25 protein-coding genes are annotated in these 23,413 nt (G+C 49.9%); 3 read left to right on the top strand and 22 right to left on the bottom strand.

The genetic code is table 11. From position 1 onward, the window contains the following. Positions 1-14: 14 nt before the first annotated feature. From trmD to ACN6MW_RS28030, 18 genes are all read right to left on the bottom strand, one after another. Positions 15-767, bottom strand: coding sequence for a tRNA (guanosine(37)-N1)-methyltransferase TrmD (gene trmD / locus ACN6MW_RS28115; RefSeq protein ID WP_419873080.1), 753 nt, complete (start codon positions 765-767; stop codon positions 15-17). 3 nt (positions 768-770) lie between these two features. Continuing rightward, positions 771-1,295 carry a ribosome maturation factor RimM gene (gene rimM / locus ACN6MW_RS28110; RefSeq protein WP_419873079.1) on the bottom strand — a complete coding sequence of 175 codons (525 nt, stop codon included), beginning with the start codon at positions 1,293-1,295 and terminating at the stop codon, positions 771-773. Positions 1,296-1,562: 267 nt separating this feature from the next. Further along, positions 1,563-1,793 carry a KH domain-containing protein gene (locus tag ACN6MW_RS28105; protein ID WP_053375695.1) on the bottom strand — a complete coding sequence of 77 codons (231 nt, stop codon included), beginning with the start codon at positions 1,791-1,793 and terminating at the stop codon, positions 1,563-1,565. Between the two features lie 25 nt (positions 1,794-1,818). Continuing rightward, on the bottom strand, positions 1,819-2,091 hold the full coding sequence (rpsP, locus tag ACN6MW_RS28100) for a 30S ribosomal protein S16 (RefSeq protein WP_056637034.1): 273 nt from the start codon (positions 2,089-2,091) through the stop codon (positions 1,819-1,821). 33 nt (positions 2,092-2,124) lie between these two features. Beyond that, positions 2,125-3,501, bottom strand: coding sequence for a signal recognition particle protein (gene ffh / locus ACN6MW_RS28095; protein WP_419873078.1), 1,377 nt, complete (start codon positions 3,499-3,501; stop codon positions 2,125-2,127). A 26-nt stretch (positions 3,502-3,527) separates the two neighbouring features. Beyond that, positions 3,528-3,890: a putative DNA-binding protein gene (locus ACN6MW_RS28090; protein ID WP_419873077.1), complete on the bottom strand. Its 363-nt coding sequence runs from the start codon at positions 3,888-3,890 to the stop codon at positions 3,528-3,530. A gap of 166 nt (positions 3,891-4,056) precedes the next feature. After that, a complete protein-coding gene (gene ftsY / locus ACN6MW_RS28085; protein ID WP_419873076.1) occupies positions 4,057-5,064 on the bottom strand; it encodes a signal recognition particle-docking protein FtsY in 1,008 nt (335 codons plus the stop codon). Positions 5,065-5,105: 41 nt separating this feature from the next. Beyond that, positions 5,106-8,681 (bottom strand): chromosome segregation protein SMC, encoded by a 3,576-nt coding sequence (gene smc, locus ACN6MW_RS28080; protein ID WP_419873075.1) that lies wholly within the window; start codon positions 8,679-8,681, stop codon positions 5,106-5,108. 231 nt (positions 8,682-8,912) lie between these two features. Beyond that, a complete protein-coding gene (rnc, locus tag ACN6MW_RS28075) occupies positions 8,913-9,617 on the bottom strand; it encodes a ribonuclease III (RefSeq protein ID WP_419873074.1) in 705 nt (234 codons plus the stop codon). After that, positions 9,607-10,848: a beta-ketoacyl-ACP synthase II gene (gene fabF, locus ACN6MW_RS28070; RefSeq protein WP_419873073.1), complete on the bottom strand. Its 1,242-nt coding sequence runs from the start codon at positions 10,846-10,848 to the stop codon at positions 9,607-9,609. The genes rnc and fabF overlap by 11 nt, the downstream gene beginning before the upstream one ends. A 284-nt stretch (positions 10,849-11,132) precedes the next feature. Next, a complete protein-coding gene (locus tag ACN6MW_RS28065) occupies positions 11,133-11,366 on the bottom strand; it encodes an acyl carrier protein (protein WP_053375686.1) in 234 nt (77 codons plus the stop codon). Between the two features lie 91 nt (positions 11,367-11,457). Then, positions 11,458-12,207 carry a 3-oxoacyl-[acyl-carrier-protein] reductase gene (fabG, locus tag ACN6MW_RS28060; protein ID WP_419873072.1) on the bottom strand — a complete coding sequence of 250 codons (750 nt, stop codon included), beginning with the start codon at positions 12,205-12,207 and terminating at the stop codon, positions 11,458-11,460. A gap of 15 nt (positions 12,208-12,222) precedes the next feature. After that, complete coding sequence (gene fabD, locus ACN6MW_RS28055) at positions 12,223-13,161, bottom strand: ACP S-malonyltransferase (RefSeq protein WP_419873071.1); 939 nt, start codon at positions 13,159-13,161, stop codon at positions 12,223-12,225. Positions 13,162-13,184: 23 nt separating this feature from the next. Further along, a complete protein-coding gene (locus ACN6MW_RS28050) occupies positions 13,185-14,171 on the bottom strand; it encodes a beta-ketoacyl-ACP synthase III (RefSeq protein WP_419873070.1) in 987 nt (328 codons plus the stop codon). Positions 14,172-14,180: 9 nt separating this feature from the next. After that, the gene (gene plsX / locus ACN6MW_RS28045) at positions 14,181-15,170 is read right to left on the bottom strand and encodes a phosphate acyltransferase PlsX (RefSeq protein ID WP_419873069.1); all 990 of its coding nucleotides are present in this window, start codon (positions 15,168-15,170) and stop codon (positions 14,181-14,183) included. Continuing rightward, positions 15,154-15,750, bottom strand: coding sequence for a transcription factor FapR (gene fapR, locus ACN6MW_RS28040; protein WP_364144420.1), 597 nt, complete (start codon positions 15,748-15,750; stop codon positions 15,154-15,156). Before fapR ends, plsX begins: the two co-directional genes overlap by 17 nt. 276 nt (positions 15,751-16,026) lie before the next feature. Next, positions 16,027-16,200: a 50S ribosomal protein L32 gene (gene rpmF, locus ACN6MW_RS28035; protein ID WP_006036546.1), complete on the bottom strand. Its 174-nt coding sequence runs from the start codon at positions 16,198-16,200 to the stop codon at positions 16,027-16,029. A gap of 38 nt (positions 16,201-16,238) precedes the next feature. Further along, positions 16,239-16,760: a YceD family protein gene (locus tag ACN6MW_RS28030; protein WP_364140677.1), complete on the bottom strand. Its 522-nt coding sequence runs from the start codon at positions 16,758-16,760 to the stop codon at positions 16,239-16,241. Positions 16,761-16,921: 161 nt separating this feature from the next. Here ACN6MW_RS28030 and ACN6MW_RS28025 point away from each other — a divergent pair, with 161 nt between their 5' ends. Continuing rightward, on the top strand, positions 16,922-18,181 hold the full coding sequence (locus ACN6MW_RS28025; protein WP_419873068.1) for a nucleotidyltransferase: 1,260 nt from the start codon (positions 16,922-16,924) through the stop codon (positions 18,179-18,181). 23 nt (positions 18,182-18,204) lie between these two features. On the opposite strand, the gene ACN6MW_RS28020 is transcribed toward ACN6MW_RS28025, so the two are convergent. After that, complete coding sequence (locus ACN6MW_RS28020) at positions 18,205-19,257, bottom strand: S16 family serine protease (protein WP_419873067.1); 1,053 nt, start codon at positions 19,255-19,257, stop codon at positions 18,205-18,207. Positions 19,258-19,471: 214 nt separating this feature from the next. Between ACN6MW_RS28020 and ACN6MW_RS28015 the strand changes: the two genes are divergently transcribed. Beyond that, complete coding sequence (locus ACN6MW_RS28015; protein WP_419873066.1) at positions 19,472-20,698, top strand: nucleoside recognition domain-containing protein; 1,227 nt, start codon at positions 19,472-19,474, stop codon at positions 20,696-20,698. Positions 20,699-20,727: 29 nt separating this feature from the next. Here the strand turns inward: ACN6MW_RS28015 and coaD are convergent, their stop codons facing one another. Then, positions 20,728-21,237 (bottom strand): pantetheine-phosphate adenylyltransferase, encoded by a 510-nt coding sequence (gene coaD / locus ACN6MW_RS28010; RefSeq protein ID WP_419873065.1) that lies wholly within the window; start codon positions 21,235-21,237, stop codon positions 20,728-20,730. Next, positions 21,224-21,817, bottom strand: a complete 594-nt coding sequence (gene rsmD, locus ACN6MW_RS28005; protein ID WP_419873064.1) for a 16S rRNA (guanine(966)-N(2))-methyltransferase RsmD — start codon at positions 21,815-21,817, stop codon at positions 21,224-21,226. Before rsmD ends, coaD begins: the two co-directional genes overlap by 14 nt. Positions 21,818-22,308: 491 nt before the next feature. Here rsmD and ACN6MW_RS28000 point away from each other — a divergent pair, with 491 nt between their 5' ends. Beyond that, entirely contained in the window at positions 22,309-22,548 is a 240-nt protein-coding gene (locus ACN6MW_RS28000; protein WP_419873063.1) for a translation initiation factor 2, read from the top strand. A gap of 15 nt (positions 22,549-22,563) precedes the next feature. Here the strand turns inward: ACN6MW_RS28000 and ACN6MW_RS27995 are convergent, their stop codons facing one another. Beyond that, the gene (locus ACN6MW_RS27995; protein WP_419873062.1) at positions 22,564-22,746 is read right to left on the bottom strand and encodes a hypothetical protein; all 183 of its coding nucleotides are present in this window, start codon (positions 22,744-22,746) and stop codon (positions 22,564-22,566) included. Positions 22,747-23,413: the final 667 nt, after the last annotated feature.

Here is a 23,413-nt window from a genome sequence, read left to right as displayed (position 1 = left end):
TTTGACCTGTCCATTTATTTATCCGTTTTAGCCGCCTGCTGCTTCCTCTGAGCAGCCAGCCACTTGCGTTCCTTCTCCGTGAGCGCTGCGCTCTCTAGAAGGTCAGGGCGCCGCTCAAGCGTTCTCAGCAGTGATTGCTCCCGCCGCCAAACCTCGATATTCGCATGATGCCCGGAAATTAAAACGTCCGGGACCCCCCAGCCGCGAAATTCAGCTGGCCGGGTGTAATGTGGATGCTCTAAAAGCCCTGTGCTGTAAGAATCCGTTACGGCCGATGTCTCGTTTCCGAGCACTCCAGGAAGCAGTCTTACGACGCTGTCAATTAAAACCATTGCCGGAATTTCTCCGCCTGTAAGGACATAATCGCCTATGGAAAGCTCATCCGTCACAAGATGCTCCCGGATACGCTCATCATACCCCTCATAATGACCGCAGATGAGCACCAAATGCTTTTCCTTCGATAGCTCCTCTGCTTTTTGCTGCGTGAACTGCGCTCCTTGCGGGCATAGCAGAATGACACGCGGCTTTACGTCATTATCCAGCTTAAGATCCTCAACGGCGGAAAAAACAGGCTCTGGCTTCAATACCATGCCGCCCCCGCCGCCGTATGGATAATCATCAACCGTGTTGTGCTTGTTGCCTGAATAAGCTCGAAAATTGATCGCTTGAGGGTTAACGATCCCCTTTTCTTTCGCTTTCCCTAGAATGCTGGCACTAAACACGCCTTCGAACATTTCCGGAAACAGCGTGAGTACATCAATTTTCATTGGTTAAATCAATCCTTCCATCAAATGGACCGTCACGATTTTCTCTTTCTTGTCTACATTTATCAGGACATCATCTATAACGGGCAAAAGAAGCTGCTTGCCGGAGCCTTTTGGACGGTCAACGACCCACACGTCATTGGCGCCCGGGCTTAAAATTTCGGAAATCACGCCTAGCTCCTCCCCTTCTTCAGAAATCACGCGGCAGCCGATTATTTCATGGTAATAATATTCGCCTTCGTCAAGCTCAAGCTGCTTGTCCTCCGAAACCTTGAGCACCCAGCCTTTGTATTTCTCGACTTGATTAATATCGGTGAAGCCTTCGAGCTTCAATATGTATACGTTTTTGTTCGCGCGCGAGCTAATTACTTTCACTTCCATCGAAGCTCCGCTTTCCTCGTTAAGCATAAGCAGCTTGCTGCCTGCCGCAAAACGAACCTCGGCAAAATCCGTTTGCGATAGGATCTTTAGCTCTCCTCGAATACCGTGCGTATTAACGACCTTTCCGACTGTAAACCATTTCTCGTTCATGACAACCAGCCCTTCATATGTGTATTGCCTTATTATACATGCAAAAACGGCATCGTTCCATGTTGGAGAACGAAGCCGTTATGAAATGCATACGCGCATAAATGACTTGCCCTGCAAGCGGCTGCGTCTAACGCCGTTATTTGGCGGTAAAAGCTCATTTCGCGTTGTTTTATAAGCCGATTTATTAACGCAAGACGCAAAATTATAGATCCGAAAATAATGAAAAAAGGCTAGGACATTCATCCTAACCTTTTCCCCTTACGTACATCATGACATAATGTCGACGATGACGCGCTTTTGCGATTTGACGGAAGCAGAAGTCACTACCGTACGCATAGCTTTCGCTATGCGTCCCTGTTTACCGATGATTTTACCGATATCCTCGGGGTGAACCGAAAGCTCGTATATCGTGCCACGGTCATCATCCTTCACATTGATTTGCACCTGATCAGGATGATCAACCAATGCCTTCGCTATGACAAGAATCAATTCTTTCATCTCAAGGCCCTCCGCTATTCAACAGTTATTTCTGTTGCCGAAGCTCATGGAACTTTTTAAGAACACCAGCTTTGGAAAGCAAGTCGCGAACTGTATCAGAAGCTTGCGCTCCTGTTTGCAGCCATTTCAACGCTTTTTCTTCATCGATCTTAACTTGAGCCGGTTGTGCAACCGGGTTGTAAGTGCCGATCTCTTCGATAAAACGTCCGTCACGCGGCGAACGGGAATCCGAAACTACTACGCGGTAGAAAGGAGCTTTGTGAGCACCAATTCTTTTCAAACGAATACGTACTGCCATGAAAATTCACCTCCTTCAAAGAGTAAACGATTATTAAAACGGGAACTTCATATTTTTGCCGAGCATGCCCTTCAGGCCTTTCTTGCCGCCCTTCGGTCCTTTCGGCCCCATCATCGATGAGAATTGCTTCATCATTTTCTTCATGTCATCAAACTGTTTAATGAGGCGGTTAACTTCAACAATCGTCGTACCGCTTCCCGCAGCTACACGCTTACGGCGACTATGATTAAGCAGCTCGGGCTTTTGTTTCTCCTCTTTCGTCATGGAGCGGACAATCGCCTCGACACGGCCGATCTGCTTCTCATCGACCTTCATATCCTTCATGCCCTTCATTTTGTTCATGCCGGGCAGCATATCCATAATTTGATCAAGCGGTCCAAGGTTGCGAACCTGCTCCATCTGTTCAAGAAAATCATCAAACGTAAATTCTGCTGTACGCATTTTACGTTCCATTTCTTTCGCTTTGTCCACATCGATGTTCGATTGAGCTTTCTCAATCAGCGATAGCATGTCACCCATACCGAGTATGCGAGAAGCCATGCGCTCAGGATGGAACGGCTCAAGAGAGTCGATCTTTTCACCCATCGCAGCGAACTTAATCGGACAGCCTGTTACGGCTTTTACCGAAAGCGCCGCGCCACCGCGTGTGTCGCCGTCGAGCTTCGTTAACACGACCCCCGTAAGGGCAAGCTGCTCGTGAAAGCTTTGCGCTACGTTTACCGCATCTTGGCCCGTCATCGCATCTACGACCAGAAGCACTTCATCCGGTTTCGTAACCTGATGGATTTGCTTAAGCTCTTCCATCAGCTCTTCGTCAATATGCAAACGGCCGGCGGTATCGATAATGACATAATCGTTGCCGTTCTGTTTCGCATGCTGCAATCCGGCACGCGCAATCTCTACAGGCGAGGTCTGATCCCCCATGGAGAAGACCGGCGCATTGATTTGATCACCAAGCACCTGCAGCTGCTTAATCGCAGCCGGACGATAAATGTCACATGCGATCAAAAGCGGCTTGTTGTTGCTTTTCTGAAGCAGCTTAGCCAGTTTTCCGGTCGTTGTAGTCTTACCGGCACCCTGTAAACCCGCCATCATAATAACGGTCGGAGGCTTATTCGCCTTTGCCAGCTTGCTTTGCGTTCCGCCCATCAGTTCGGTCAGCTCTTTATTTACGATATCGATGACGACCATGCCGGGCGTGAAGCTCTTGGATACATCCAAGCCGATAGCCCGTTCCTTCACCTTCGCGATAAAGTCCTTCACGACTTTAAAGTTAACGTCCGCTTCAAGAAGCGCCAAACGCACCTCGCGCATTGCTTCGCTAACATCTTCCTCGGAAACCTTGCCTTTGCCCCTCAGCTTGCTGAACACATTTTGAAGCCGGCTCGATAAGCTTTCAAATGCTGCCATGTACCGTCACCTCCATTCATTATGTATTATTCGGCTAATTTAAACTGCTCGATCACGTTCATGAGCATCTGCCTATCTTGCTCGGCAAGAGCAAGCTCATTCACGCTATTTATAAGCTGTTCGGTTATCTGCTGAAGCGAATCATGTCTCACCAGCAAGCCAAGCTTGCTCTCATAGCTCTCCAGCACCTGCTCGGCACGCTTGATATGCTCGTACACGGCCTGCCGGCTAATCCCGAACTCAGCTGCGATCTCTCCAAGCGAGAAATCATCGTGAAAATAATATTTGAGAAACGTCCGCTGCTTCTCAGTCAAGAGCGGCTCGTAAAAGTCGAACAACAAGTTTATTCGGGTCGTTTTGGATAAGGCATCTGGTTCATTTGCTTTCATCCCCTCAGCCCCTCCTGTTATTTAGCTTGTTTCGCCGACAAGGTAAACACCTTTACACCTGACAACGTCTTTTATAATACATGACGTCATAGGCTGCTGTCAAGCATTTCTCCTTGTCACCTTTACGATCGCTTAAAGCTTGCCGTTGCTTTCCCTTATATCAGCGTTATTCCGTTGTTTTTTCCGATTCTTCCGCGTCCTCGCGTTGAATCAAACCTGCAAACAAGGCATGGATAAACTGCTCGGAATCAAACTGCTGAAGATCGCCCATCTTCTCGCCCAAGCCAACTAGCTTCACCGGCAAGCTGAGCTCATTGCGGATCGCAATAACGATACCGCCCTTCGCTGTACCGTCCAGCTTCGTCAAGACCAGACCGGTAACCCCGCTCTTCTCCCCGAACAGCTTAGCTTGGCTAAGCGCATTTTGGCCAGTAGTCGCATCGAGCACCAGCAGGACCTCATGCGGAGCATCAGGCAGCTCGCGCTGGATTACGCGAAAAATCTTGTTGAGCTCTTCCATCAAGTTCGTTTTGTTTTGCAGCCTTCCCGCCGTATCGCATAAGAGCACGTCTACGCCGCGCTGCTTAGCCGCTTGCACGGCATCGAACATAACGGCTGCCGGATCAGAGCCCGATTGCTGCTTAATAACATCCACGCCAACACGCTGGCCCCATACCTCCAGCTGTTCGATCGCGCCGGCACGGAACGTATCGCCTGCCGCCAGGAGCACGCTTTTGCCTTCGCTTTTGAACTTGTGCGCTAGCTTTCCGATCGTAGTCGTCTTGCCCACACCGTTAACGCCAACGAACAAAATCACGGTGATACCGCTCGGCGCCATGCGAAGGCCGGAATGGTCGTCGCCCTTCATGAGGTTAATCAATTTCTCGGATAGGATCGGCTGCAAGTCGGCTGCATCCTCGATTTTACGCTTCTTAACTTCGACCCGAAGATCGTCAATAAGCTGCATCACCGTATTGACGCCAACATCCGCGCCAATCAAAATTTCTTCTAGCTCCTCGTAAAACTGCTCGTCGATTTTTTTGCGCCGCGTAATAAGTTCTTCAACCTTTTCGACAAACGCCGTCCGCGTCTTCGTCAAACCTTCTTTGAAAATATTCGTTACCGCTTCTGTTTTCGTCGCGATGCTTTCCTTCAGCTTTTTAAAAAAACTCATCGTTTCCACTCCCTATCCTCACATTGCCGGCCGCTCTTTCTTTATGCGGATACCGGCTCTTCATCTTCAAGGCGCACGGAGACCAGCTTCGATACGCCGCCTTCCTCCATCGTAACACCGTACAGAACGTCGGCTTCTTCCATCGTGCCTTTGCGATGCGTCACGACGATAAATTGCGTCAGTTCCGAAAACTCCCGTAAATATTGCGCAAAACGCGATACGTTCGCTTCGTCGAGCGCGGCCTCAACCTCATCGAGCACGCAGAACGGAACCGGCTTTACCTGTAAAATCGCAAATAGCAAAGCGATTGCCGTCAATGCCCGCTCTCCGCCGGAGAGCAGCTGCAGGTTTTGCAGCTTTTTGCCCGGCGGCTGCGCCACGATATCGATGCCAGTATCCAGCACGCGGTCCGGCTCTACGAGCACCAGATCAGCCCTGCCGCCGCCGAACAGCTTCGCGAATACAACGACAAAATGTCCACGAATCGCTTCGAAGGTAGTTCGGAAACGCTTCGACATCTCATCATCCATTTCGCGGATAACCTGATACAGCGTCGTTTTGGCTTCGATTAAATCATTTTTCTGCTCGGACAGAAATTCAAAGCGCTCGCTGACTCGCTCATATTCCTCGATTGCGCCAAGGTTAACGTCGCCTAGCGAGGTGATTTGGCGTTTAATGTCCCTAACTTCGTTCTGGGTACCCAGAACATCCTCCGGGATCGGATATTCTTCCTTTGCAAGCTCATAGCTTAGCTCATACTCCTCGCTGAGCTTGCGAAGGAGATTATCCAATTCTACATCAAGCCTGTTCGCAGCAATTTCCGTTTGTCTCATCTGCTCCTCGACTTGTCTAAGCTGGGCTCGCTGCTCCTTTGTCTCACTCTCACCCTGATCGAGCTCCGTAATACGCTGCGCGCGCGCAGATCGTTTCAAATCCGTTTGTTCCGCGCATTCTTGTTTCTTAATGCGCAGGTGGTTAAGCTGTTCAATCTGCTGAACGGTCTCATTCGTGTGTCTGGAAATTTCTTCTTCCTGCTGTACAGCCAAGTCGCGAAGACTTTTCAGTTCCTGCTTCGCCCGTCCAATCTCAGCGCGCACGCGAGCCGATTGATCCTCGAAAGAAAGCCTCTCCTGGTCCGTCTTCGCCGCAGCGATTTTTATATCGGTAAGCTGCCCTTGCAGCTCCTCTTTTGCAGATTCGCTCGCTTTGCGGCGCTCCTCCGCCATACGGATGGCTTCCTGCAGCCTCGCCTCGTCCACGACAAGCTGTTCTAAGCGCAGTTCTGCTGCCGCTGCCGCTGCTTGAACATCCTTCTGCTCGGATAAATGCGTGCTGCGGTCTGCCGAGTAAAGCTGCCGCTGCTCATCCAAGTGTTTCGCTTCGTTATGGAGCTGCTGAAGCTCAGCCCTGATTTGCTGTTCCTCGATACGGCTTTTCTCGCCTTCAGCCCGAAGCTCCTCAATATTATGGGTGCGAATGGAATGCTCCTTGCGTAAATCACTGAGTTTATCACGCAGCTGTCCGACCATTCTGCGAGCATCGGTAATTTCTTGGTCCAGCGCATCGATTTGACGTTGGCGGCCGAGCAAGCTGGCTCCTTTTTTCTGCAAGCTGCCTCCCGTCATCGAACCGCCGGCATTAACCACATCCCCTTCGAGGGTTACGACGCGGTAACGGTACTGGCATTTCGATGCGATCCGGTTTGCCTGCTCCAGCGTCTCCGCTAACAGGACATTGCCGAGCAAGCTGTTAACAATCGCTGAATAGCGGGCATCGGAACTCACCAAATCAGCGGCAACGCCAACAAATCCTTCCACGGATTCCGCTGTACGCTTATCATGCTCCGGCACCTGCCTGCCGCGGATGACATCGAGCGGCAGGAACGTTGCCCGCCCCAGCTGACGCTGCTTCAGGAAAGCGATAGCCGTACGAGCCGTTTTCTCATCCTCCATGACGATATGCTGCAAAGCACCGCCGAGCGCCGTTTCTACGGCAGTCTCGATTCTTTCCGGTACGCGAACAAGCTCAGCAACAGCACCGTGAACTCCGGTGATGCCGCTATTTCCGCGTCTCGAGGCTTTAAGGACTTCCTTAACGCCCTGCATAAAGCCGTCTAACGCATCCTGCATTTCCTTCATCGTGTCGCGCCTCGAAATGTGGCTGTCGAGCTTTTGCTCCCACTTTCGGATCGCTAACGTAACTTCTTCCAGGCTCTGCGAAATCGTTCTTGTCTGCTCGGATTCGGCGAGCGTTTTGCTTCTTGCCTGCTCTAAACGAGCGAGCGTAGACTCAAGTGCCTTTGCAAGATCCGAGCGTCTCTCGTCCAATTTCGTTTGCTGTTCGAGCCACTTGGTTTCATCCTCGCTTATCCGCTCCATGCGGCGCTGCAGCGTTTCTTGCTGCTGCGCGGCATAACGAATCTCATTGCGATGCTGCGCCATTGCGCTAAGCACCTCTAACAGCTCGCTTTTCAGCGTTTCTTCCGCATCAGCGACGGCACCGCCAGCGACGCCCAATAAACGCGCTTCCTCTTCCGAAATCTTAGAGCGAAGATCGGCCAGCTGAAGCTGAAGCGACGCTGCGCGGCTTCGGAATTCAGCTTCCTCCTGCGTCATCGTAATAATTCGAGCATCCTGCGCTGCAATCGATTCCTCGAGCTTTTGCTTGTTTTGCTCCAAATTGCGCTTGCGCTCCTTCAGAACCTCGCCATAGCCCTCGCATTTTTCGAAATCCTCGCTGATTTGAAGCATTGCTTCATGCAGCTGATCAAGCTCCTGCTCCAAATCCCTAAGCTGTTGTCGGTCTTTCTCTAAATGGGCATCATGCTTGCTGACGACAGTGGAAAGCTGTAGCTGTTCCTGCTGCAGGCGCTCCAGCTTGCCGCTGGCTTCGGTCCATGAACCGTGAATCTGTTCAATGTTATGTACGTACATTGAAATTTCTTTCGTCTTCAGCTGCTCCTTAAGCGCTTTGAAATGAATCGCTTTATCTGACTGCTTGCGGAGCGGCCCTACCTGATCCTCAAGCTCCGTAACGAGATCGTGAATGCGCAGCAGATTTTGCTCGGTTTCGTCGAGCTTCCTCTGCGCTTCGCGTTTACGCGACTTATACTTGACAATGCCGGAGGCTTCCTCGAAAATACCGCGCCGGTCCTCCGAGCGCGTGCTTAAAATTTCTTCAATTCGGCCTTGTCCAATGATGGAATAGGCCTCTTTACCGATACCGGTGTCCATAAATAGCTCGGTAATATCTTTTAGCCTGCACGGCTGTTTATTAATCAAATATTCGCTATCTCCGCTCCGATGCACGCGTCTGGTTACAGTAACCTCGTTATATTCAAGAGGCAGCGCATTATCCGCATTATCGAGAGTGAGTGATACCTCGCTGTAGTTTACAGCCTTTCGGGCATCGCTTCCCGCAAAAATAATATCCTCCATCTTGCCGCCGCGCAGACTCTTCGCGCTTTGCTCGCCAAGCACCCAGCGTATGCCGTCCGAAATATTACTTTTACCGCTGCCGTTCGGACCTACTACCGCAGTAATGCCGGTCACAAATTCCATTTCAGTCCGATCAGCGAAAGACTTAAAACCTGATAATTCAATCCGTTTCAGAAACATGTCTTGGTTTTCACCTCACCCCTCATTGTACCACATCTTATGGGTCTTGATAACCATTGCAGCTGCTATTTGAGGCATGCAAATCCTCCGTTTTCTTCAACTAATCACTGTACATGCGACTATTTTCAAAATATAGGTATTTATGCATTTAATAGGCGTAATGTTCTTTGATGATTAAAAAAAGAGAGCATCCCTCAGGCCGAATGGCCTTACAGATGCTCTCTTTGCTCATTATGCTTGTTCCTGCGACAGCGTACGCCATGCTTCCGCGGCAGCACGCTGCTCCGCTTCCTTCTTTGTTCTTCCGCTGCCAACGCCAAAGCGCTCTTCGCCGAGATATACCTCGACGACAAACTCACGGTCATGCGCAGGTCCGCGTTCCTCGATGATCCGATACTCGACTGCGCCAAGTCCGTGATGCTGCGAACGTTCCTGAAGCTTCGACTTGGAATCCTTCACGAGAAGGCCATAATCGTTAGACTCTACAAAAGGAAACATATGCTCATTGAGGAAGGTTCTGGTCTGATCAATCCCTGCATCCAGGAAAATAGCACCGACAAACGACTCGAACAAATCGGCCAGCAGCGCTTGGCGCTGCCTGCCTCCAAGCTGCTCCTCGCCGCGACCCAGCAATACATGCGAGCCAAGCTCCAGCCGTTCCGCAAACTGCGCTAAAGACGGCTCGCATACGATGGATGCACGCATTCTCGTGAGCTCACCCTCTGGCCGCTGCGGATAAGTCGCAAACAAATATTCCGACACCAGCAGCTGTAGAACCGCATCGCCCAAAAATTCCAAACGCTCATTATCCTGAGCAGACCCGCGTTTATGTTCGTTTACATAAGAAGTATGGGTGAAAGCCTGCTTGAGCAGCTTCGTCCGCTTGAAGCTGAGCTGCAGCCGCTGCTGCAGCTCATAGAAGGAATCACGCTTCATAAACTTTCATCACGATCGATGCATTGTGACCGCCAAAGCCAAATGAGTTAGACAATGCCGTTCTCACATTAGCTTCACGCGGCTTATTCGGAACATAATCGAGATCGCATTCCGGATCCTGATTATCCAAATTGATAGTCGGAGCAATAATGCCGTTCTTGAGCGTCAAACCGAGAATAACTGCTTCTACGCCGCCCGCAGCGCCAAGCAAATGGCCTGTCATCGATTTTGTAGAGCTTACCGCCACTTTATAGGCATGATCGCCAAGCGCTTTCTTGATCGCCTTCGTCTCGGAGCGATCACCTACCGGCGTTGATGTGCCGTGCGCATTGATGTAGTCGATTTCAGATGGTTCGATTCCAGCATCCTTAAACGCCTTCACCATGCAGCGAGCAGCGCCGTCCGGGTCTGGCTCCGTCATGTGATGAGCGTCGCCGCTCATGCCGTAACCGATCACTTCAGCGTAAATTTTCGCTCCGCGCGCCTGCGCGTGCTCCAGCGATTCAAGCACCAGTACGCCGGCACCCTCGCCCATTACGAATCCGTCCCGATCGATATCAAACGGACGGCTTGCCTTTTCAGGTTCATTGTTCCGAACGGACATGGCCCGCATCGAGCAGAAGCCTGCCATACCAGTCGGTCTAATCGTTGCTTCAGCTCCGCCCGCAATCATCACATCGGCATCGCCGCGTTGAATCAGCTTGAAGGAATCACCGATGGAGTGCGTCCCTGTCGCGCAAGCGGTAACCGCCGTGCTGTTTGGTCCTTTAGCGCCCGTAAGCATCGATACTTGGCCGGAAGCCATGTTCGCGATCATCATCGGAATAAAGAACGGGCTCACGCGTTTAGGGCCTTTCTCCAGCAGGATATTGTGCTGGTCTTCCCAAGTGCCGAGTCCGCCGATTCCCGAGCCGACCATAACGCCAACGCGTTCAGGATCAGCATTTTGACCGATTTGCAAATCTGCATCCTTGACCGCCAATTGGCTGGCTACAGCCGCGAATTGCACGAAACGGTCCATTCTGCGAGCTTCCTTCTTATCTAAACCGTAATCCTCGGGATTAAAGTTTTTAACTTCTGCGGCAATATATGTGGGGTAGTCGGAGAAATCGAAAGCCTCAACAACCGATACGCCCGATTTTCCTTCCAGCAGGTTACTCCAAAATTGCTCCAAATCAGAACCTAGCGAAGTAATAACACCCATACCCGTAACCACTACTCTTTGTTTCATTCGATTCACCTCTGTATCCAGCAGTTTGGATGAGCACATGGCATCATCTTGTTTCTATAAAATCATGTTTCTCTAATGCGTATACCCTGCTTATATTTCTCGGTAAATACAAGCCAGGCCGTTCCTCGACGGTGAGAGCCTTTACGCTCGAAATATAAGGAGGTATAAATTCGTTGCGCTTGAAGCCCTTTTTATGTAAAAGCCGTGACGCCTGCATAATTAATTTAACGGAAACGGTTTAGATGGAGAGAAGTCCCGTTTATTAAAAACGGGACTTGTCCTTCTTACGTATGAGATTGTATGTATTTAACTACTTCTCCCACAGTGGTGATAGTCTCTGCATCTTCATCAGAGATTTCCATATCAAACTCGTCTTCCAGCTCCATGACCAATTCAACGACATCAAGAGAGTCAGCGCCGAGGTCATCTTTAAATGAAGCTTCTAGTGTAACTTCCGCTTCGTCTACGCCTAGTCGGTCGATGACGATACGTTTTACGCGATCTACTACTTCGGACATCCGGTTCACCTCCTCCATGGTATTATACGAGAATTAAAGATAAATTGCCATACGTAACCGTTTTAATTCCCCAATAGGGAATTATTTCGTGTTACATATACATCCCGCCGTCCACATGAATCGTCTGTCCAGTCATATAGGCTGAGGCATCGGAAGCAAGAAAACGGACGGCATTTGCGATGTCGCTCGGATCACCGAGACGGGCAAGCGGAATTTGGCCAGACAAGGCTAGGCGCGCTTCTTCCGGCAGCTTGTCCGTCATTTCGGTTTGAATAAATCCTGGGGCGACACAGTTAACTGTAATGCCACGGGAAGCAAGCTCGCGTGCGCTAGCCTTAGTCAAACCAATTACGCCGGCTTTCGCCGCAACATAGTTAGCTTGCCCAGGATTTCCGAGCACACCAACGACCGAAGAAATATTAATGATGCGGCCGGAACGCTGCTTCATCATCGAGCGGGTGACCGCTTTGATGCCATTGAAGACACCTTTAAGGTTCGTCTCGATGACTTGGTCAAACTCGTCTTCCTTCATTCGCATGATTAAATTATCTCTTGTAATACCCGCATTATTCACTAAAATATCAACCGCGCCGAATTGCGCGATGACTTCCTTGACCATCGCTTCAAATTCATCGCTTTTGCCAACATTTGCTTTTAGGACGATTGCGCGTCTGCCAAGCGCTTCAACGGCCTCTGCCGTTTCTGCTGCCGCCGCCTCGCTGCCAGAGTAATTAATGGCAACGTCTGCTCCTGCCTCGGCGAGAGCTATGGCAATCGATCTTCCGATACCTCGCGATGCGCCTGTTACAAGAGCTTTCTTGCCTTCCAAGCTTCCAAACATGGTATCCCCTCCATCCTAAAGTTCGTTCACCTTCAGCGCTTCAAGCGCAGAGATACTGTTTATTGAAATGACGCGTAGATTTTTATCGATTTTTTTAATCAAGCCGGCAAGCACCGTGCCAGAACCAATCTCAACAAAAGTCTCGACACCTTGATCGATTAAGAAACGGATGCTGTCCTCCCACAGAACGGGAGAATAAACCTGCTCCACAAGCAGATTGCGGATTTCATCAGCAGATGTAACAGATGTAGCGGTAACGTTAGCTACAACAGGTACAGTTGCATCAAGCATCGAGATGCCAGCCAGCGTCGTTTGAAGATTTTCCGCTGCAGGTTTCATTAGAGACGAATGGAACGGACCGCTGACTTCAAGCGGAATAATTCGTTTTGCCCCCGCTTCTTCTTTGCCCCGCTGAACAACCGCCTCTACCCCGGCTGCCGTTCCCGATACGACAATTTGCCCCGGGCAATTCACGTTTGCAAGTTCAACTGCTGTACCTTCCGCTGTAATTGCTGAGCATAACGCAGCCAAATTGCCGCGCTCTGCGCCGAGCACGGCCGCCATTGCGCCTTGTCCGCTCGGGACGGCTTGCTCCATGAACTGTCCGCGCGCGCGGACCGTACGCACGGCATCCTCGAATGAAAGAACGCCAGCTGCTACGAGGGCGCTGTATTCTCCGAGACTGTGGCCAGCTACGTAATCCGGCTTCATCCCGTGAACCTGCAGGGCTTCTAGCAAAGCAATGCTAACGGTAAGCAGCGCAGGCTGCGTATTCGCCGTTTGTTTCAGCACCTCATCCGGTCCTTCAAAAATAATATTGCTTAAGGAAAAGCCAAGCGCCCGATCCGCCTGTTCAAAAATCAAGCGTGAATGATCAAACGAATCGAATGCATCCTTACCCATTCCGACAGCTTGTGCGCCTTGTCCTGGAAAAACAAATGCAATTTTACTCAAGCGTGTTTCCTCCTCAACGTTTATTACCACACAAGAACGGAAGCTCCCCATGTCAAGCCGCCGCCGAAGCCTACAAGCACTATGCGGTCGCCTTCCTTCACGCGGCCCTGCTCGACTGCTTCCGCAAGAGCGACCGGAATCGAAGCCGAAGACATATTGCCGTATTTATCAAGATTGACCATGGCTTTCTCTTCTGACAGGTTCAGCCTGTTCAAAGCGGATTGGATAATACGGATATTGGCTTGATGCGGCACGAGAAGATCAACTTCTTCTTTCGCTATGCCCGCTTTTAGCAAAGCTTCTTCAGCTACGCTGCCCATAATTCTTACTGCGAATTTGAATACATCATTGCCTGCCATGTGAATATAGTGCTGTCTGTTTTGGATGCTCTCTTCTGAGGCTGGTACCCGCGAGCCACCCCCATGTACTTTGAGCAGCTCGCCTCCGCTGCCGTCTGCGCCAAGCTCAAACGACTGGAATCCGCGGCCCTCTTCGACTTCCCCCAGAACGACGGCACCGGCGCCGTCTCCGAACAAGATGCATGTATTGCGGTCTGTGTAATCGGTAATCCGCGACAGTGTTTCAGCGCCTACAACGAGTACGTTTTTGTACAAACCGCTAGCAATCATGCTCGAACCTGTTGCGAGCCCGTAAATAAAACCAGAGCACGCGGCAGACAAGTCAAATGCCGCAGCTTTCTTCGCGCCCAGCTTATCCTGAAGCAGGCATGCCGTCGATGGAAAAAACATATCGGGCGTTATCGTGGCCACGATAATTAGATCGATATCTTCTGCTGTTAGGCCTGCCGCAGCAATCGCTTCTCGCGATGCATGAAGGGCAAGGTCGGACGTCGCTTCCTCAACGGCCGCTAGGCGGCGTTCTTTAATGCCTGTGCGCGTTACGATCCACTCGTCATTCGTTTCCACCATAGCTTCCAGCTCTTTGTTCGTTAAAATACGTTCAGGAACGTATTTGCCCGTTCCGATTATTCCTACAGGATGTAAACCCATTTCGCACACTCACTTCCCGTTTATTTCTGCTGCTATTGTTTCAATCAGTTGGCCTTGAATCGCGCTTCTCGCTTGCCTAACCGCATTTTTCACGGCTAGCGCATCCGAAGAACCGTGGCATTTCACTACTAGCCCGTTTAACCCAAGAAGCGGGGCACCGCCATGCTCCTTATAGTCCATTCTTTTCTTCAAAGGCCTTAACTTAGGCAGCAAAACCGCAGCAGCCAGCTTCGTCAGTAACGATTGGCTAAAAGCTTCTTTCAGCGACGTGAAAATCGTTCCCGCCGCGCCTTCCATCGCCTTCAGCATAATATTGCCGGCAAAGCCGTCGCAAACGAGTACATCGCAATTGCGGTTAAGGACATCCCTTGCTTCCACGTTTCCGATAAAATGGACAGGCGCCTGCTCCAGCAACACATAAGCGGCTTTAGCCATCTCGTTGCCCTTCATCGCTTCGGTGCCGACATTTAGAAGCCCGACTCTCGGATTATCAAGGCCATGAACCTTAGCGCGGTAGATACTGCCCATAATTGCATATTGCAGCAAATGCTCCGGTTTGGCATCCATGTTCGCTCCCAAATCAAGCGTCAGAATACCGACATCATCCATTGTAGGCATCATTGGCGCAAGCGCCGGCCTCTCTATGCCGTCCATTCTCCCGACTACAAGCAATCCCGTAGCCATCAAGGCGCCGGTATTGCCTGCCGAGAGCATCGCGTCTGCTTGCTTCTCGCGAACGAGCTGTCCGGCAACAACCATGGATGCCCCTTTCTTGCGGCGCACCGCCTTTACCGGCTCATCATCGGGGCCGATAACCTCATCGGCATGACAAATAGTAACGTTAGCCGGTTTCTTCCCATTCATTAACGATTCAATAACAGACGTTTCACCTACGAGCAGCAGCTCTGTGTCCGGCCATTCCGCCGCGGCGTCCAGCGCACCTTGTACAATTAAACCGGGAGCATTATCCCCGCCCATAGCATCAATAGCGATCCGCACGTTCGTCTCCTCCTTCTGTATCTGTGTCTCCCGCGGACCGATAAATTACAAAGTTACCTTGGAACACCATTTCATCGCCCACATAAGTGAAGAGCTCTACCTTTGCTTTGCTTCGTTCTCCCGATATGGAGCGGACGTAAGCCTTGGCGATGCACTTTTCTCCAAGCTTAACGGGTCGTATGAACCTAATATCAGCGGTTACAGTAAGGGCAATTTCGTCATCTATAATAGCAACGGCTAGTGAATTTGCTTGAGCAAATACATGATGGCCGCGTGCAATGCCGGTCCTTGAGAAAACATGTTCTTCCCGAATTTCAAATACCGAGATCCCGCTCTTATCCAATTCCAAATCGACAATGTCGCCGATTACTTCATGCAATGGCAACGACCGTACGGAGTCGTAAGAGCGTTCGGCCATCAGCTTCAGGCGTTCTCTCAGTTCAGGTATTCCAAGTTCCATCCGGTCAAGGCGAATCGTCTGGATGCTTACTTTGAGCAGTCGCGTGAGCTCCCGATCGTTTATAAAAGGATTTTCATCAATATATCGGGCAAGCTGCTGATGCCGCTGCCGTTTGGGCATTCGTTCGATGTTCGGCACCACCTTTACCATATAATACGATTAAGAACTAATTAACCGCGCCCCGAAACCCCGAAACAAGAAGCACGATTAGTATATGTATGTTGCTTGATATTATCACCTGGTACTAATTAAGTATATAAAAAAATGCGCCCGAGCGCAATGCGGCATAAAAAGTAACGATAGCGAACATTCCCTTTCACTAGGTGAACAATGCTGTCACTTAGAAAAAAATAGCACTCCATCAAATGATGAAGTGCTACCTCTGACATCAATTCACTATTGGGAAATGATCTCTTTTGTTTTGTAATATCCACAAACTTTGCATACGTGGTGAGCCAATTTCAGCTCGCCGCATTGCTCACATTTCACCATGCCCGGTACTGCAAGTTTGAAATGCGTACGACGTTTATCACGGCGAGTCTTGGATGTTCTACGCTGAGGTACTGCCATATTTAACACCTCCTTCAAAAAATCAATCGGCACTACGCTTATTCCTTAAATAAATCCTTTAGCGCCGCAAAACGGACATCGACTTTCTCCGTTGAACAGCTGCATGTGCGCTCATTTAAGTTCTGTCCGCAAGTTTGACAGAGACCCTTACAATCATTGCTGCAAAGCGGTGCAAAAGGCATGAACAGCTGAAGCGCTTCTTCCACATAAGGCCTCAGGTCCAGTCTTTCCGCATCTACTTCAATGAAGTCACTCTCTTCCTCTTCCATACCCTCTTCGCGTTCTTCGTTAGACGTTGCCCGCTTGAATACTTCCGAGAATCGAATAACCGTGTGATCCTTCACCGGTTCTAGGCAACGCGAGCAGGCGAGTTCGAGGTCAATGGCAAGCTTGCCATCAACTTCAATAAAGCCTTCGTGCCCAGTTACCTGAAGCGCTACATGAAGAGGTCCCGTACGATAAACATCTTGGCGTCCTTTAAAAAGGTCACTGACATCCAACTCTTCGTCGATTGTCGTTTTCAACCCTTTGGACATTGTTTCTTGAATATGAAACTGCATCAGATCACCCCAAACAAACAAAGATTATTATATCTATCAGACTACTGTTTTGTCAACATTTTCACACTGTTTTTCCTTAATGCTTTAAGCAGGCCGTGATTGAGCTTCTTCTCTATGCTATAGTTAAACCACCAACATTTAACAGAGAGAGGATCAAGTGTATGCGTACAGTCGGACTTATTGTCGAATACAATCCTTTTCATAACGGACATTTGTATCATTTACAACAATCGCGCAAAATAACGCAGGCAGATGCAGTCGTTGCCGTAATGAGCGGCAACTTTCTGCAGCGCGGCGAGCCCGCCCTGCTCGACAAATGGTCCCGAACGCGAATGGCGCTTGAAGGCGGCTGCGATCTCGTTATCGAACTGCCCGTTGCCTATGCCACGCAAGCAGCGGAATGGTTTGCCTACGGGGCTGTCTCTTTGCTCGAGGCCACAGGCGTCGTTGACAGCTTCTGCTTCGGTACGGAGAACGGCGAGCTTGAACCGCTGCTCCTAGCTGCTGATATCGTAGCACATGAGCCTCCAGCATTCAAAGTTTTATTAAAACAGCTGCTGCAAACGGGGATTAGTTACCCGAGCGCTTACAGCAGCGCCATAACCGCCTATTTAGCGGATCAGGGACATGCCTCTGCCGCAAATTTCCCATTTTCCCTGCCGAACCACACGCTAGGGCTTCATTATTTGCTTGCCCTGAAACGGCTGCATGGCAAAATGGAGCCTTACACCATTACACGCGAAAAAGCTCAATACAACCAAGAAACGCCGACTGACAGTCAGATTGCAAGTGCCACTGCCATTCGAAAGCTGCTGCTCGAGCATCGCTCGCTGGAAGACGCGCGCGCTTACGTGCCTGAGACTACGCTGCGTATCCTTCAGGAGGCATGGACGTCCGGGCGCTGCCCGATCAGCTGGGAGCCCTTCACACACGCATTGCTGCATGCGATCGTAACCCGCTCGCCAAACGAACTATCGGAATTCCACGAGATTAACGAGGGCTTGGAGCACCGTATTCGCAATGCCCTGCCGGGCCTTTCTTCCGGGAGCTTCGACGAACTGCTCGAAGCATTGAAAACCAAGCGCTATACGCGAACCAAGCTGCAGCGGTCGCTTCTCGCTATCCTGCTCGGACACCGCAAAGAAGAATTCACCGCAGACAAGCTCGCTTCGGGCGTTGAATATATAAGAGTGCTCGGTTTCACTGAAAAAGGCAAGCTTTTATTGCGGCGGATGCGAGATTCAGCCATGCTGCCCGTGCTTCACAGCGCCGCAAGGCCGCCAAAACCGTTCCGATTCTTGGAGCTCGACACGCAGGCCAGCAGCGTATATATGCTTGGAATTCCAGGCAAAGCCGCCGTCAAATCCATGTTTCGTGATTTCACGGAAAGACCGGTCGTTATTGAATCTGCTTCAAAGTAAGCAGAGAAGCGGTGCTGCCGCTTTTAATCCGTTCCCGCGTGGAACATTTCTATTTGCTCCAAAGCTTCCTCCAGCGAGCTTACGCTCACCACTTTAATCGAGGCGCCAAGCGCTTGCGCTTTCGCCTCGGCTTCCTCAAAATTGTCAGCAGGTACCAAGAATAACTGTGCGCCCGCTTCACTGGCAACGACAATCTTCTGCTTAATGCCGCCGATCGCTCCAACCTTGCCATCTACCGTAATCGTACCCGTGGCCGCTATGCGGCTGCCGCCCGATAAATCGCCCTCCGTCAGCAGGTCCAGAGCTTGTAGAGCAAAAACCAGGCCTGCCGAGGGACCTCCGATATCACCAGCCGTTATCGTTATCCGGTTGTTGCGATTCGCCGGCTCCAACCCATATATCTCCGTTATGCTCCTTATGCCAAGCGCATCCATCAGCTGTTCGTTCGAATTTACGGATACAAAACGGTCCGCCGGCAGGACAACTTGCATTCGCTGGCCGTTTCTTTCCGTTTCAAATGAAAAGGTTTTATTGCCGCTCATCCTTTGCAGCGATTCAAGCAATTCTTGGATGCTTTTTGATGGCTTTTCACCTTGGATCCCGAGCAGTAAATCACCTGTATGAAAGGCTGCCGAGCCAGCCGCCGCTTGAGCGGAAACGTCGGCGACAACAATGCCTAACGCCTTGCTCTCATAGGACAAACCAGCACTCCGGTAAGCTGCTTCAATCGCATTATTTTGCGAACCCTGCATGATTACGCGCTGTCTTTGGGCATATTGCTCCTGCGTATATCCCCTTAGCACGGTTCGTTTGGGATGCACCTCTTTATTCGAATTCATCATAGCCGAAATCGCGTGCAGTAAATTCGGTTCCGTCAGCTTCACTGCCGTAAGCATGAAATCGCCTTCACCGAGCTCATCACCCGCTTCTACCGTTAACATTGGCTTTACCGGGACTGCAATGCCAGGCTCGTAAACCACATAGGGCGTTGGGGCATATAGCAGTACCCACATAAAAACCGCGGTCGCCGCAGCGACTATAGCTATTCTCCGCAAATCTGACCGTTGCTTTTGCATCCGCCACTCTCCCGGTCCAGCGATCTCTTCACTTTGTTTTGATATCTCCGTCCGTCTTGATGTCCTGCCGAACAACGTCCGGCATTAGGTCTATACCAGGACAAACAAGCGTACTAATTAACGTATACGATTGTCCATGCCTTCATGACATTCGCCTGCCAATCGACGTGAACATTGCCTCATTTTCCCAATAATATAAAGGAGTTGTATAGCATTGGCTAAAACGGTTATGTTAGCGTTCCTGTCCATTCTGCTCGTCGTTGCCATCATCCTTCAGCCGGATGCTGCCTTCCAGTCGTCCCTGCAAGGACTCACCGTGTGGTGGAACATTGTTTTTCCCGGCTTGCTGCCGTTTCTGGTTTTATTCGAGCTCATCGCCTCATTTGGCCTCATCCACGCCATTGGCTCCTTGCTGCAGCCCCTCATGCACCGGTTGTTCAAGCTGCCTGGGGAAGCGTCGCTCGCTATCGTGCTAGGGTGGATGGGCGGTTATCCTGCAGGGGCTGAGGCCGCTGCGTCCCTGCGCAAAAAAAACCTCGTTACAAAACAACAGGGCCAGCGGCTGCTTGCCCTTGCCCATATGCCAAACCCCTTATTTATGCTAGTAGTCATCGGAGCAGGCTTCCTGCACAAGCCGATTACCGGTGTTCTTATTGCGGCATCCGTGTGGTTTTCTGCCCTATGGGTGATGATCCTCATGACCTTGATTCGGCCCAAAATCGAGACGGAGAATAGCCAGACGGATGAACGAGAAGCCTCAGAGAGCGGTAACATTTTGCAGCGCGCGGCAGAGGCGCTTCGCCTCGGCAGAGAGCAGGATGGCCGAAGCTTCGGCAAAGCGCTTGGCGATGCTGTTACTGCCAGCGTTCAGAAGCTGATGATGATTGGCGGCTTTATGATCTTCGCTGCGGTGCTTGCCAAATTATCAGAACCGCTTTTCTCTCCTCTCCTGGCTAAAACCGGACTTGGATTTATCAGTCAAGCTTTTTTTGAAGGCCATTTGGGGGCTTATTCAGCCGCCGTCTGGGACGCACCGGGAGCCGGCACGCTCGGCAATGCCGCTGCCATCGCCGCCGTTCTGGCGTGGAGCGGACTTAGCGGTATTTTACAAGCTGGCTATTCCATCACGGGCACCGACCTCAAGCTGCTTCCATTCATCGCATGGCGCGTCGTCCATTCCCTGCATGCCCTGCTGTTTATGCTGCTTCTTTGGAAACCAGCCACAGCGTTTTTGCGTTCTATTCTGGCGCCAGGGGATCTGCCAGTCTTTGTCCCTGCCGAATCCTTCTTGCCAGGTCATGCGGTCGCAGTAATCATTAAAGCCGGCGAGCTTCCCGCGTTATGGCAGTTCTCGCTTCCGGCTGCTTTCGTTCTTGCGCTTCTCGCACTTTTTGTTTCAATGATCCTGCTGCCATTTCGCAAAGCTAATAAATCAATATAAAGTTGAAATTAGAAATACAAATTCCGGCTTTATGATAAACTCTTAGCTTTATATTTCTCGCGTAATTGCTGCTCAACGACAGGCGGCACCAACTCATGCACGGCACCGTGGAACTGTGCGATCTCTTTTACGATGCTGGAGCTTAAATAGGAATATTTCGGATTCGTCATCATAAACATGGTATCGATTTCCGCATCGAGCAGATGGTTTGTTGAAGCCAGCTGCAGCTCGTATTCGAAATCAGTTACCGATCGGATTCCCCTGATAATGACATTTGCATGCCGCGATTTCATGAAACGGACGAGCAAATCCCGGAAGCTGTCAATTTCCACATTCGGAATATCACTCGTCACTTCAGTAAGAAGCGCCTTCCGTTCGTCGACGCTGAACAGCGGATTTTTGCTTGAATTATTTAAAACGGCTACAATCAACCGGTCAAATTGCTTGGCGGATCTGCGAATAATATCCAAATGACCGTAGGTGACGGGATCAAAGGTGCCGGGATATACCGCTACGCGCTCTTTTTTATTCATGAACATCGGCCTCGTTTCCATCGTGACTTTCTAAGCTGATATATTGATAGATTGTAACCGCGGTATCCCCGTATTTTGCATGCTTTAGTTGTTCAAAATGCTCCAGCTGCTCCGGATAACGGTGAGATGCATCATGTTCGACGACAATAACGGCATCCTGTTCCAACAGTTCATTCTCTACAAGCTGCGTCATTAAACTGTCCATCGTAATCATTTTGTACGGAGGGTCAAGAAAAACAAGCCGGAACTTTTGTCCCCGCTTCGCTAGCGCTTTCAATGCGCGCTCCGCATCATTCCTATAAATTTCGGCAGCGCTTCCCATATTCGCCGTCTGCACATTATGACGGATGATGTCGATGCTAATTTTCTCGCGATCAATAAAAACAGTACGCTCTACGCCCCTGCTCCAAGCCTCAATACCTAAACCGCCTGTGCCTGCGAACAGGTCCAGCGCCATTCCGCCATCGAAATAAGGACCAATCATGCTGAAAATAGCTTCTTTCACCTTGTCCGTTGTCGGTCTCGTATTCATGCCAGGCACAGCCTTAAGCGTGCGGCCTTTGGCCTCGCCCGCAATGACTCTCACTGCAATTGCCCCCTTCTATCTCATTCCCGCCTATCGTACCATAGAATCCCTTTCATAATAAAGCGGAGACCCGCTTAAAAATGGAGAGCCAGCAGCACTTTTTCGGACAACATGAAATTTATTATCTCAAACGTGTATATTTACCATATAAAAGGACAAAATAATTTTATCGGCGTCGCAAGATGTCGTAGACAACCGCGGAGAAGACTTACGTTTCCCCATAAGCTCTTCGTCCGGTTTCTCCTCTCCCATGAAAAGGGCACCCCGCAAGGGGTGCCCGATTTTTTTGTTTAATGCCTTATGTAGCAAGGGATTTCAGGTTTCTCTTCATAATCATTGATTAGACTGTCGCCCGTTTGTCGCCCAAATTAAAAATGAATCAAAGATCTCCAACTCGTCCAGGCAAACTCCACTTACTTAATCAACAACGCTCTCACCGAATTGGGTAAATGTACATATATTGAAATATATGATTCGGGAGGGTACGGCTTATGGAGAACAATAAAGACTTACGAGATATTGAAATTGCCAAGCTGGCATTTATCGGCGCATCAATTGCCGCGTTAGGTGACGGGATAGGCGCACTAGCAGCCGGGCTTGCTTTAGAATCTTTAGAAAAGGACTACTATACTCAAAACAATAGTCGTCATGCCCCTCGTGTAGAATCAACTAAAATTCAACTTGATCATTTTATAAACGAGCTAATTCAGATTAGAAATATCGTTAGATGATTAGTTTGAGTTGTATCAGATATTCATTTTGTCACGCTCAAACATATTTGTTACATCGTAAGTACGATCAATGATTTTTTGAATTTCACGATCAAACCTTTGTTTTTCTCGAACGGCTAAAGTGTTCATCCAGTCTAAATGTTCGCCAATAACCTGCTCTTTATCAGCTTTCCAGCTACGTTCCCGTTCTTTGTACATCAAATCATTCTGCTTTTCAAAAGTAACAAAATCATATATTCCAATCGTTCCATACGGATTGTGTGATCTTTAGAGATCTTACTGTTGAAAGCCACGCAGTCTTCGTGCCTCCGGAAAAATAAAGGGGGGTGAAACCGATGAATATATTCTAATCTACCTTAATATTTTCTAACTGGCACTGTGCGCACTAATTGTGTACCATACGTACATAACCTTTATTTCTGCTCCTCTAAAGCGGCTTAGTGAACCGCTCTAGAGGCGCATTTTTTTGAGATCTCATCAGCTCCCCCCTCAACGTCCATTTTTCCATCCTTTATAATTTTATTTTGTCGCCCATTTGACGCCAAAATTCGCAAATATCGCCAAGTATCGGCTATTCGGGACGCGCAAATGATCAGAAAAAATCCAGTAACACAGCGGGATTACGGTCTTTTCTTAAAAAATGGACTCTCCTCTCCCATGAATAGGGCACCCCGCGAGGGGTGCCCTATTTTTTGTTTAAAGCCTTATGTGGCAAGGGTTCTTCGAACATCTCTTCTTTCCATCAAATGCAATTTCATCATTTTGGGCACCAATTAGGCACCACTTTAACTCAGCACAACCCTGAAGCACTATAGCTACGTCAATCTGCTTCCGAACCCGTGACGCAGCACAGATTCAAGGTTCA

The organism is Pristimantibacillus sp. PTI5 (assembly GCF_048572955.1).
GTDB lineage: Bacteria > Bacillota > Bacilli > Paenibacillales > Paenibacillaceae > Pristimantibacillus.
The sequence above is the reverse complement of the archived record's forward strand: the minus strand, read 5'-3'. Positions and strand labels throughout refer to the sequence as shown.